The 13,223-nt window shown below is 43.2% G+C and carries 6 protein-coding genes; all 6 read right to left on the reverse strand.

Features of this window, described 5'->3' with window-relative positions; all coding sequences use genetic code 11:
• Positions 1–17 precede the first annotated feature (17 nt).
• The 6 genes from DUL71_RS12450 to DUL71_RS12475 all read right to left on the reverse strand — a co-directional run bounded on the left by DUL71_RS12450 (position 18) and on the right by DUL71_RS12475 (position 13,039).
• Positions 18–494 carry a hypothetical protein gene (locus DUL71_RS12450; protein ID WP_154402372.1) on the reverse strand — a complete coding sequence of 159 codons (477 nt, stop codon included), beginning with the start codon at positions 492–494 and terminating at the stop codon, positions 18–20.
• A 113-nt stretch (positions 495–607) separates the two neighbouring features.
• Positions 608–1,306 (reverse strand): head GIN domain-containing protein, encoded by a 699-nt coding sequence (locus tag DUL71_RS12455; protein ID WP_114938354.1) that lies wholly within the window; start codon positions 1,304–1,306, stop codon positions 608–610.
• Positions 1,307–1,379: 73 nt separating this feature from the next.
• Positions 1,380–6,692, reverse strand: a complete 5,313-nt coding sequence (locus tag DUL71_RS12460; protein WP_114938355.1) for an Ig-like domain-containing protein — start codon at positions 6,690–6,692, stop codon at positions 1,380–1,382.
• 423 nt (positions 6,693–7,115) lie between these two features.
• Positions 7,116–7,934, reverse strand: coding sequence for a tyrosine-protein phosphatase (locus tag DUL71_RS12465; RefSeq protein WP_114938356.1), 819 nt, complete (start codon positions 7,932–7,934; stop codon positions 7,116–7,118).
• Between the two features lie 69 nt (positions 7,935–8,003).
• Positions 8,004–9,638, reverse strand: coding sequence for a SusD/RagB family nutrient-binding outer membrane lipoprotein (locus DUL71_RS12470; protein WP_114938357.1), 1,635 nt, complete (start codon positions 9,636–9,638; stop codon positions 8,004–8,006).
• Positions 9,639–9,664: 26 nt separating this feature from the next.
• Positions 9,665–13,039, reverse strand: coding sequence for a SusC/RagA family TonB-linked outer membrane protein (locus DUL71_RS12475; RefSeq protein WP_114938358.1), 3,375 nt, complete (start codon positions 13,037–13,039; stop codon positions 9,665–9,667).
• Between the last annotated feature and the right edge of the window lie 184 nt (positions 13,040–13,223).

Consider the following 13,223-nt stretch of genomic DNA (forward strand, 5'->3'; position numbering starts at 1 on the left):
CAAACTATCAATTCAAACTAAATAACTTTATCCTGGAGTACCATTGCAAAAATGCTTTTCAAAGCAGCTCCGTTGGTATCGGCATAGTTCAGTGTTAATTTACGGTCATCAACAACAAATGCCGAGTTCACGTAAAATTGAGCCGCAGAAGGTTCAGTACTAATGATATTACCACCCTCGCTTACCGTTTTTTTAGCGATAACTATGTTTAACCCATCACCTTTAGTATGAAATTTGCCGGTATACTGAACTGTTGTAGAACTACCATTTTTGTAAGTCACATCAACGAGCAAAAAAGAGCTATCCGATGCAAAAATTAAATAACGGCTTTGCTCTCCCTCTTTTATTGGGATATACCACTGACCAAATAAGGATGTATTTTTCGAAGCGACGTGTTCCTGGGCCTTATCTTTTTTACAGGCACCCATGAAAAACAAAGCCACGACCAACAGGCTGGTGGCTAATTTTCTAAATATCAATACAGGCTTTATCATAAAGTGAAGGTTTTAACTTATATTACGATAGTTGACGGCAAATCGCTACACCAACAACAAAAAAAGACTGCCCTAAACAGAACAGTCTTTCAATATTTTATAAGAGCAGTTAATTAGTCAGCTTTGCTAACCCTGCCTGAGCCGGCGTAGCGGGTTTCGCCAATTATTGCAGTGCCTGAATATACGACGCTTCCGGAACCTGAAATACGGGCCGAAACAGTTTTACTGGCAATAACATTGATATTTCCTGAACCGGCAATTGAGGCTTCAACAGTTTCGGTTCTTAATGATTTACCGTTGATCTCGCCTGAGCCTGAGATATGGCAATCGGCCATGCCTGTGCTGCCTTTGACGTCAATTGAGCCAGATCCGCTGATCCTCATATCCAAGGTACCAGATTTAACGGCAGTTTTGATGTTTCCTGAGCCGCTTAACGCGATTTTTGCATTATCACCGGTCATTGTCCCTTCAACTGTTGAATTTCCCGAACCGCTATTGGCAAGGTAGTTTAGGCTTTTAGCAGTGATGTAGATATTGGCGCGTTGAATATTGCGGTGATTTTTCCAGTGATCTTTAAACTCAACTTTTAGTACGCCGTTTTCAACTTCGGTTTTGATATCATCAACAATATTGGCATCAACATCAAGCTTCAGGCTTTCAGTTCCGTCAATCTTAATAAATACGTTAAATGGTCCTCCGCAGGCAATACCATTATAGCCGGATACATTACGGCTTACAGTTTGCGCGGAAGTATTAAAGGCTACCGAAACCGTTAGTAACGAAGCCATTAGTGAGAAGATTAGTTTTTTCATGATCGCGTGTTTTGTTATATGACGCCTATTTAATTAAAAACGTTGCACCCTCTTTGACTTTTCCACTAAGACTCTATCGCAATATAGTTACCGAACCAGATAAAGGCGGTTTCCCCGTTTTCAGATCAATGATATAATAATAGGTACCTGCCGGTAATTGCCTCCCATTAAAGTTGCCATCCCATGGCACACCATAACCTATTGAATGAAATAATCTTTCACCATACCGGTTAAACACATCAACTGTCGAACTTTCGTAAGCTACCAAGCCTTTCACTTCCCAAAAATCATTGAAACCATCGCCATTAGGGGTAAAAGTATTGGGGACGGTGATATCGGGCGATACTTTAATAATTGTCTGGCTTTGGGTAACACAGCCCCTAACATCAGTAACATAAAGCGTATAAACAATATCAGCGTCGCCGGTTAACACGGGCTCTTTTACTTTATTATTGCTCAAACCCACATCGGGCAGCCAGAGGTATTGAACATTTTCATCGCTTACAGTTGGGGTTAAAGTTATGGTATGATTTTTTAGCACGTACCGTATCCCGCCGGCATTTACAGTTGGCGGCGGAATAAATTTAACTACCATATCATCACTGGCGGTATAGCACTGCCCCGGTGCGTTTGCGGTAAGGGTAAATTTTACCGATCCGTTTTTTACATCCTCATCTGATGGTGTGTAAACCGCCCCCTGGGCATTTTCAGCAAATTGCATTGTGCCCGTACCAGAGCTTGTCCACTTGCCGCCTCCGGGTATCAGCACATTACCGTCCAGCTTAATCGGGGCAGTGCGGGCACAAACTTCCAGATCGGGACCAGCATTGGTACCCGGTGTTTTACCGAAGTTTATGGTCATTTCTGATGTTACAATAGTACAATCATCTTTACTGGTAGATGTAAGCACTAATGTTACAGACCCGGCGGCTTTATCTTCGTCTGTGGGCTCATATTTTGCATTCTGTTCGTTGGCAGAAGGTAAAAACTGACCAGGGTTAGATCCTTTTTTAGACCAGACACCGCTTGTAGTGCCACCTCCTATCCTACCTGCCAATTGAATGTACTGATCTGTAACACAGGCTAAAATATTAGAGCCGGCATAGGAAGTTGGCGGCTTGTTCACTACAACCTCTTTTGAAACTACAGGGCTGCTGCAGCCATTAACAGTGATATACAAAGAATAAGTACCTGTCATATCAGTAGTCGCATTCTCAATCACCGGATTTTGCAAGGCCGATTTAAAACCGTTAGGGCCGGTCCAGGTATAAGTTGCATTTGGCGTGGTTGGTACATTCAATTTAATGGTACTGTTCACACACACCGGCGAGTTTGTTCTCATGTCCGGCACGGGCACTTCGGGATTAACTTTTACCACGTAGGCAAATGGGGCACCATCACATTCAAAAGCCGATGGCGTGATGACATAAAGCACGTTTACAGGTGATGCCCCTTTATTAATCAGTACTTCATCAATCTTGTTGCCGGTTTTATTAGTTACCGCGGCGTTGCTGATTCCCGGAACAGCAGCACGGCTCCAGGTAAACGTTGCCGACTGAACATTGGAAGTGATCGTATAATCAAGTGGCTCCCCGCTACAGGCCTGACCAGATGCACTACTGGTAACATTAACCGAAGGATTAACTTTTACAACCCATTTAAAAGGCAAACCGGCACAGTTACTTGTTTGATAATTATAAACATAGGTAACATCAACCGGCGCATTAGTTGTATTAAACAATATCTCACGGACGGTGCCCGCCATTTGCCCTGATACTGCCAGGTTGCTGATACCGGGAACAGCATCCCTCGACCAGCTTGAACTTACACCGGGGATACTAAAAGTTATGGCGTAATTACCGGTAGTCATATTACACAATTTACCGGTTGGTGCACTGGTAACCTGCGGCGTAGGATAAACTGTAACCACATAACTAAATGGTGTACCTGAGCAGCCATTAGATACAGGAGTTATTAAATAAGTAACATCAACAGGATCTTTGCTGGTGTTAATTAATGTTTCGGTTATTTGTGCCGATGTTTGACCGGATACCGCGGCATTGCTTATTCCATCTACCACCGCACGTGACCATAAAAATGTGGTGCCAGCCTGATCGGCAGTAATGGAATAACTCTGCGGCACACCACTGCAAACATTATCGGCCGAACCACTGGTAATAACCGGCAGTGGTTTAATTGTTACATCAACCTTAGTACGTTCGCTGATACAACCATTTACTACCGCCTGCACATAGTAGCTTGTGTTGGCAATAAGGGCCGGAGTTACATAAGTACTGTTGACTGATAACAAGGTTCCTCCAACCGGCGCGTCATACCACTGATATGTACCCGGCGAGCCAGTAGCCGTCAAGGTGGTTTGACTGCCTTCGCATGCACCTATACTGTTGGCTACCGGCGCAGTTGGAGGCACGTTAACCGTTACAGTTACTGCCGTCATATCGCTCGTTAAGCCATTGGCTGTTGTATTTACATAGTAAGTAGTTGTTTGCGTGAGTGCCGGGGTAATAAAGTTAGGCCCGGTTGATAACAGCGTACCGTTTTCTGCAGCATCATACCAGCGATATGTACCGCCAGGGCCTGTAGCGGATACTGTAGCGATGCTTCCCATACAGGTATTAGTGCCTGATGCAATAGGAGCTTGCAAAGTTGAACCTATGTTGATAACAACCCTGTCAAACCCTGGCCCGCAATTGCCCGGAGGATCGTTTGATGTTAAAGTAAGCGTTACTTGTTTTTCGCCTGGGGCTGGTGTATAAGTGGTAACAGGATCTGTAGCCTTAGCAAATTTGCCCAATCCACCAGACCATTTACCTCCGTTAACACCCATTATGCTACCTGTTAAATATACGATTTCTCCGGCTTTTATATTTTGGTCAAGCCCTGCTTTTACCAATGCGCCTGCCTCTATGGTTACTTTTGCAGTAGCTGAGCTACCCACGCTACCGTCCGGGTTATAAATGGTATTGGTAACTTCATAAGTACCAGGCGTTGTTTTACTTAAATTGATTTCGCCTGTTGATGTGCTGGCAAAAGTCAGGCCCGAGGGTATTGCCGAAAAAGTACCGGCACTTGATGTTGGCGGAAACATTGGTTTTGGGTTGGTTCCATACTGACAAAACGGACCTCCATAGCTAAACTTCGCATCAAATATGGAAACAATTTCGACCCCGGCACTATAGGTTGACGAGCATTGGCCATTCCCTGTAAGGGTGACGATATATTTACCCGGCGCGCTTGCCTTAACATCTATCTCACCGGTATGAACATCTGTAAAAACCAAACCAGCCGGCGAAGCACTGAAAATACCACCCGATGGATTATTAATGATTGGTTTAGGATTAGGGCTAAGCGGACTAAAAGTGCCTGATGTATAAAGAAACTGCGTGTCACCTGCCGAATTGATAGAAACTGTGACAGGTGTCCGGGCACTTAGGCAATCGCCTACTCTGCTTTGAATATAATAAGTTGTTTGTTCTGAGATGATCGGGGTATTAAACGTACTACCGGTAAACAACGGGCTTGTTGACGTTTGGCTTGCAAACCAAAGGATGTCTCCATCGCCGGTAGCTGTTAACTTAGCCGATGTTCCCGAGCAAACCGAAGCATTGGAAGCCGTTGGCACTGATGGCGGCAGATTTACCTTAACTGTAACCGCAGTACGGGCACTGATGCAATCATTCGAGGCACTTTCAACATAATAGGTTGCATTTGCTGTTAAATTGGGGGTAACGTATGTAGAGCCCGACGATAGGATTTTACCTCCTACTGCGCTATCATACCAGGTAAACCCTGCACCACTACCTGTCGCGGTAAGCACTGCCGACCCATTATAGCAAACAGTAGTAGCAGGCACCTGGGGCGCAGCCACCTGCGCAATAACAGTTACCGGCACGGCCGTCCTTGCGCTGGCGCAGTCACCAACAGTAGTTTGCACATAATAAGTAGTGTTTGCTGTTAAAGCCGGTGTGGTATATCCTGCCTGCGATGACAAAAGTTTGCCGCCGGTTGGTGCATCATACCATTGATAAGAGCCGCTACCTGCCGAGGTTGCAGTTAGTGTCGCTACAGAACCATAGCAAATTGCAGCCCCATTGGCAACCGGTGCCGTTATAAAAGGGTTAACATTCACTTTTACCGCAGCACGGTCGCTTGTACAACCTGCCGCTGAAGTATTTTCAAGATAATAAGTAGTGGTTTTGGTTAGTGATGGTGTTGTAAATTTCAATCCGGATTTTAGTAACCGGCCTCCTGTTGGTGCATCATACCACGCGTATGTGCCGGTAGGGTTTACAGCGGCTGTTAATGTGGCCACCGAGCCATTACAAACAGTTATAGTTTGCGGCTCCGGTGCTGCGGGTATTGGATTAACCGACACTGTAACCGGTACGCGTAGGCTTATACAATCACCAAGTACCGTTTGCACATAGTAGGTTTTACTTGCAGTTAACACCGGCGTTGTATAATCAGGGCTTGAAATAAGTGGTGTGCCGCCTGTTGGTACGTCAAACCATTGGAAAAAGCCTGCAGACGCGGCGGCATGCAAAGTTGCAACCGAGCCCGAGCAAATGTTGGCATTTGCAGCCACTGGAGTAGGCGGCGGCGCATTAACCCAGGCTGTAACCGGCGTGGGTAAACTGGTACATCCGTTAATGACAGCTACAACATAATAAGTAGTAGTTTTAGTTAATGGTGGTGTAACAAATGATGGTCCTGTTTGCAAAACAGCTCCGCCATCTGCCGATGCATACCAGCTATAGCTTTGTCCCCCACTTGCTGATAATGTAACAACTCCACCCGAACAGGTTGCGGCGCCCGAAACTTCAGGCCGGCCGGTTATGTACACAGAAACCGGGGCACGCGGGCTGGTACAGCCGGCAATTGTAGTTTGCACATAATAAGTAACTGAGGCTGTTATTGGTGGCGTAGTAAAAGTACTTGAGCTCCCCAAAAAATTACCGCCAACAGGAGCGTCAAACCATTGGTAATCGCCGCCAGGGCCTGTAGCCGTAAGCGTTGCCGTGCTATTTTGACAAACCACCGCACTCTTAGCTGTTGGTGCAGCAGGCGTATTAGCAGCAACAATGCTTACACTTTTTGTAACGCCCTTGCAACCGGATGTTTTATCGGTAACCGTTACCGTATAAGTGCCAGATTTATTTACGCTGATGGCCGAAGCGGTTTCACCTGTACTCCACAAATAGGTATACGGCGCGGTCCCCGAAGTTGCCTCGGCCGTTAACACCACCGAACTGCCCGAACAGATAGTGGTTGACGTTGCTGTGAGGTTGACATTCAAAGTGCAGTTTTGCGCTTTTACTTTAAATGACAATAACAGGAATAATAATACTAATAAACGGTTGTTCATGAACTTCACAAAGCCTTAAAATCAATTCATTAAATGATGAGGTTGTTAAAGCTTCTATTTGTCAAACCATTTTATATTCAGGGTAAAAAATAGCTTGGCTACCGCCATAACAATAATCAGGTGCTTTCTTATACGGCGCGACCGTTCAAATTGTTCAGTTTAAATGCATCAATCATTAACTTTACAGAAAGTTTATTTCAACTTAAAACAAGCAGACAAAAAAAGAAATAAAAATTAACCAAAGAGAAATTAAATACACCTAAAGAAAACCATGTAGTATTTAGCAATGGAAGGAAGTTTGTTTATCGCATAGCAGGTTCTGCCTACTGCTAATGAACCATCTAAACAAAAAAACTACGGGGAGCAGGCATTGCACGCCTGCTCTCCGTAGTTTTTACGAAAAATAGCTTTGTGAGTTAACGACTATTCCAAAAATTTAGCTTTAAGCGCTTTTATATCATTATTAGTTAACCCTACCTGTGTTTTAAGGTAGTTATCAACAGACCCGTATTGTTTTTTGATGGCAGTAAAAGTCGCGTCAAGGTATTCTTTTTTTACAGCTACCACGTCTTTAGCCACACCTTCATTCACTTTCATGAACTGAACCATTTGCTTAGCCATTTTTTCATTCTCGGCAGCGCGATAATAGTTTGAGGCTTCGTAATCCTTCATAATGGTTTCGTAAGGCACACCTAAACTGTATAGCAACAGCGCGGCGCCAATCCCCGTACGATCTTTACCTGCGGTGCAATGAAATACCAGGCTTTTATCTTCGGGCATGGCCAGTAGTTTACCGAAAAATGGTTTATACCTGTCGGCAAGGTAAGTTGTGTTGCTGTAATAATCCACCATGATCGAGTCACCATGAGTTTTACCTTTAAAGCTTTGCATCATGTTGCCCACATTATCGCTTCCGGCAGGACACAAAATATAATCGGTGTTTGGGTTCATTCGGTCAGGAGCTTGTTTTGATTCCTGTGTACCACGTAAATCAACATCGTAAGCAATCTTACGTTCAGCCAACGTAGCCAGATCCTGGTCTGTAAGTTTGCTCATATCAGCACTGCGGTATATTTTACCCCACTTTACATGATGGCCATCTTTAGTGGTGTAGCCCCCAAGGTCGCGGAAATTTACAGCTCCCTGTAATTCAACTTTTCGTTTGGTGCTGTCAGTCACCTGGGCATTAACGCTGCCTGCTAAGGCCACAACGGCCAGAACTGATAAAACTATATTCTTCATATCCTCTTAAATTATAAAACAGGGACACTTGTTAGTGCCCCTGTTAAAGTTTTAGTTTAGTGGTTCTTATTATTTTGTTAACCAGGTATCTTTGGTCGGGTCATCATTGCCACCAAATTGCGATGACAGCGCAGCTTTGTTATTTGCCGCGTTGTATGCACCTTCAGAGGCAGGATACTGCCAGCGACGAGGGATCAGATTGTTTGGCGTACCAATACCGCTACCACCTTGAGTAAATGCAGGTATACCTGTTCTTCTGAAATTATAGAATGCCTCCCAGCCCGAATTGTTAAACATAGAAATATATTTCTGGGTAAGGATTTGTGCTAAACCAGCCGCGTTATCACCTGCATAAGCTATTTTAGCCATAAATGAAGGGATATCTACAGTAGCTGTACCCCAGGTATCCCCCTGCTTAAGGTTTTTAGGGTTAATAGAGGGCTCGGTTGATGAAATTGGGAAAGTAACAGTTAAAGACTGGCCGTTGGTTAAACCGTATAATGCTAATGAAGCATTGATACCGTTGTTATACCAGGTTGACGTGCTGCCTGTGGCCCATCCCCTGTTGATACCTTCGGCAATGTTAAAGCACATTTCAGAGTAACCGATAAATACAAACGGCTCGGCATTAGCACCGGTTGCCGAAACATAGTAACGGGTATAGTTGCTGAATGAATATACACCGTTGTTTGAATTGGTCAGCAAGGTCGGTTGTGCCTGGTTTATATCAGAACCAACGTAAGCCGAAAAATCACTGATAGCTTTACCACCGCTGATCTGTAAAGGTGCAGGTGTAGAAGTCACGAACAAACGCGGATCTGATGTTGAAGTTTCGATATTGATATAAGTACTGCCTGGGTTAGCAAAGTTATTGTAAGGATTTAAGCCCAACGAAAAGGTTGAATAACGGTTAACAGCATTGAAACGGTAAACCAGGTTATCATTATTACTTGTCATAATCGGATATTTGGTTGGGTTACCCAAAATAGCTGCAAACTGTTGAGGGATCTGCAAATCGGTATTATCGGTAGCACGTTTGCTCAGGCTGATCAGGATACGCAGACGATATGCATTGATCACTTTTTGCCACTGCACATAAGTAAGGTTAAAAATATCACCATTACTTGCATCAATAGCTGTGTTGGCCAGGCTTGGGTTTGCAGTTACCAACGCGCCAATCAATGTATTGGCGGTTTCTAACTGGGCAAGCGCAGCTTTGTAAACATCGTGCTGTGTATCATACTTAGGAGTAAGATTTGATGGATCACCCGCTTGTGAAAACGGAATGTCGCCTACTCTTTGGCTTAACCAAACACCTGAATAGGCTTTAAAGAATTCGCCTAAAGCATAATATTTATTGGTTTGATTGCCCAACTGAGCAAAAGCCTGCTGCTCAAGTTTTAATGCGTATTTTAAAATATCGTAGCTATCGGCACTGTTACCTAAGTTGTAGGTGTTGGTACCCCTATAGTACGAGTAGTTAGCGACTATGTATTGATCGGCAACTGAAGTATAACCAAAAGGCTGCTCATCGCTGCGGATCAATGTTGCGGTAAGGTGGTTCAGCAATAACGACAAAGGCACTATTGAGCTGGAGCCTGCCACGTTGGGGTTATCGATCAAATCCCCTTTCTGACAGCCGGTTATCGATACCATGCCCATTGTTAACAACAGGGCGAATGGGATTAATGATTTTATTTTCATAAATTTTCTTTAAATCAATGTGATAATTAGAATGTTAAATGGAGGTTAAAACCAAAGCGACGGGCTGTTGGGCTTTCAAGGTCGCTTCCGCCATTTCCACCAGTCAAACTACGATCTGACGCGTTATAACCTGATGCAAACTGATCAAGGTCAATGTCTTTACGCGCTGCAAAATAAAGCAGGTTCCTGCCTACTACCGAGAAGGTTACTTTTTTGATAAATGAACCTCTTAAGATACTTGCAGGTAGCGAATAACCTAAGCTTGCCTCACGTAATTTTGCATATGAGCGGCTGATCATGTAGTACTCATCAAAGCTGCCTGCGATACCGCTTGATATATAACTTTGAACTGTTACAGGAATGGTATTAGGAGCAAAAGTCAGATCTTTTAAGTTAGCTATCTGGCCACCAACAAATATTGGCGTACCGCTCACGATGTGAACACCCGGGCCAATGTATGATGGGGTTGCACCTACAGTACCTTCTTTAGTACTGTTCCATTCGGCTAAACGGGCAGCACCATAAGCACCTGTCGCGGTTTCCAGATCGGTTCCACCGTTCATTGCCTGGTAGTAAGTTCTGTCATAAATTTTACCACCTATACGGCCATCAAACTGGAAGCTTAAGATAAAGCCTTTGTAAGTGAACGTGTTGGTGATACCAAAAGAGAAATCAGGATTAGCATAGCCTAATAAGCCTTGGTTGCTTATACCACCTGGTGAAGAAAGCGGTACACCACCTGATACTTTACCGCTTGCATCAACCGAATAAGTGTTAACGATATTACCATTACCGTCTCTTACGAATTTGGTACCGTAAATAGCGTCTGGCCTGTCACCAACAACATAGTTATGGTTGTTTTGCTGCAAGGTAGATACACCCGGATAAATTGATTTAATAGTTTCTTTGTAAGTTGAGTAGTTTACGTTAACATCCCAATTAAGGCCGTTAGGGTTTTTCAATACAGAACCCATCAACTCAACCTCAAAACCTCTTTTACGGGTGGTTACACCATTCACCAACTGGTTTGTGTTGCCTGTTGAAGTAGCTACACCCAATGGGAAAATGTTAGGACCGTTCTCGGTAGTAAAGTAAGTACCGTTTAAACCTAAACGGTTCCCTAAGAATTTAGCATCAAAACCTGCTTCGTATGATTTAACATCGAAAGGTTTGATTTTGTCGTTTGAAATTGTATTTGATAAAGTAACTGAAGGCGTACCGTTGTAGAAAGTTCCGGTAGCGATAGGTGACGCGTTCAAATAAGTTGGACCGTTATACGGAGTATATAACTCGGTACCATAACCTAATAATCCGGTAACCGGTTTTGAATTCCAACCGGTACCTAACGCGGTTGAATTTAATGCGTTATATGATGTACCAATGGTTGGTGAAGTTAAACCACCTTTTACATCGGCAAATGAACCACGTATTTTTAAGAATGAGATAAACTCAGGCAATTTAATATAATCGCCAACTACACTACTGATAGCTACCGATGGATAGAAAAACGTGTTGTTACCTGAAGGTAAGGTTGACAGGTGGTCTACACGGTTTGTAGTATTAATACTGAAATAGTTTTTGTAGCCAAAATCAAACGAGTAGTAAGCGCTGTATACCTGCATTTTTGAATCAAAATTGTAGATATAAGGTTTACCTGCAGAGTTGTTAAGGTTATATACGCCCGGCAAAGCTAATACCTGGGTTGTACCCCAGTCTGATTTGTATGAGAATGACCTCGCGTTACCACCCAATAAACCTGAGATATTCCAATCACCGAATTTATGGTTGTAAGTAAAGGTAAGGTCGGTATTGTTATCTAACAGGTTACGGTCATCCTGCCTGTAATCGCCGTACCAGCCAAAAGTATACCATGAAAGGTATTGGTTAAGGTTGGCACCGGCAGGTACCTGCTCGGTATTTTGCTCATCATAGGTATTTAAAGCTTCGCGCAAGCTAACATTCAAATCCTGGGTAATTTTGTAGTTAAGTTTTAACGATCCGTAAATAGTTTGTTTGGTTCTGCCTTTAAGCCATTTATCGGCAATAAACCAAGGGTTATTTAAACGACCGTATTCCTGTGCGTACTGTTGTAAGCCCGGAACACCCTGCGGACCCTGATAGATATTTTTCAAGGCGTTTACATCATAATCTGCAGAGCCGTATACCTTAAACATGTATACATAACTTTGCGGACTGTAATCAACGTCAGGAATATTTGGAGAGTATAACTGGTTAAGGTTTAAATCACCTTCAACACGAAGTTTTGGAGTAATATCGTAACCTGCAGCTATCTTAAAGTTATCGATATTTAATTTGGTGTTAGGGAAATCACCTTTTTGGTAAGTGTGGCCATAAGAAATGTGCATATCATAGTTTGATCCGCTGGCCGCAATAGATAATGAGTTGGTACTGGTAACACCGGTTTGCACAAAGTTTTCAAAGTTTTTTGCACCGCGTGCTAACCAAGGTGTTTTTTGCCTGATACCTGTTGCCGGATCATAAGGGCTGTCATATTGTTGTGTTTGGAAAACGCCGTCAAAACGAGGGCCCCACTCAGGCAAGCGCTGCGTGTTATCATATAATACGTTACCGTAAGTATAAGCAAAGTTACTACCACGACCATACTCGGTTTGGCTTTTTGGCAATACCAGGAAGCCTTTTTCCAGCTCTGTAGTACTGTTGAAATCAACCTGCCAGCCTTTTTTATCTTTTGAACCTCTTTTGGTAGTGATGATGATAGCACCGTTGATACCACGGAAACCATAAAGAGCTGCCGCGTTAGGGCCTTTCAGTACGGTGTAAGTTTCAACGTCATCGGCATTGTAATCATATGTATCAGAGTTTACCGGCTCGCCGTCAACTACATATAATACATCTTTACTACCACGTAACACCACTGTTGGAGCACCTGCAAATTCAGCATTGGCACCAATGCTTAAACCGGCAATTTTACCAGACAGTGAGTTTAAAGGGTTTGCGTCACGCGCTGTTGTCATCGCATCGCCTCTAACCTGTGATTGTGAATAACCTAATTTTTGAAACTCCTTTTTAACGCCCAAGGCTGTTACCACAACCTCAGATAAAGCTTTGGTATCAGATTTTAAGTTAACAGAAATATAAACTTCTGTACCTACTACTACTTCTTGAGTTGTAAAACCTATAGTATGGAAAACAAGCGTTTGACCTTTGCTTGCTGATATGGTAAAACGACCACCTTCGTTGGTGAGGCCGCCTTGTTTGGTGTCTTTAATTGTCACGCTTACACCCGGAAGCGGCTGATTGTTATCGTCTAAAACGATACCTCTGATTGTTAAGGTTTGAGCTTGCAGGCTACTGTAAGTAAACATGCAAACTATCATAACCAGTAGCAATCGTGAAATTTTAAGTAAATTTTGTTTCATTGCAATACAGTTAGTTTGAAACAAAACTACCCGGGCTGTATTAAGAAAGGATTTTCATATTAATAACATAGGAATAAGGATTTATGAAGAAATGTATTTTTCATGGGTATTTCACCACTTAATGTTAAATATTCCTTAATTCTTTTAACATTCACATATTTTGGCATGCGTTCAACATAACCAA

It is taken from the genome of Mucilaginibacter endophyticus (assembly GCF_003351025.1).
GTDB classification, from domain to species: domain Bacteria; phylum Bacteroidota; class Bacteroidia; order Sphingobacteriales; family Sphingobacteriaceae; genus Mucilaginibacter; species Mucilaginibacter endophyticus.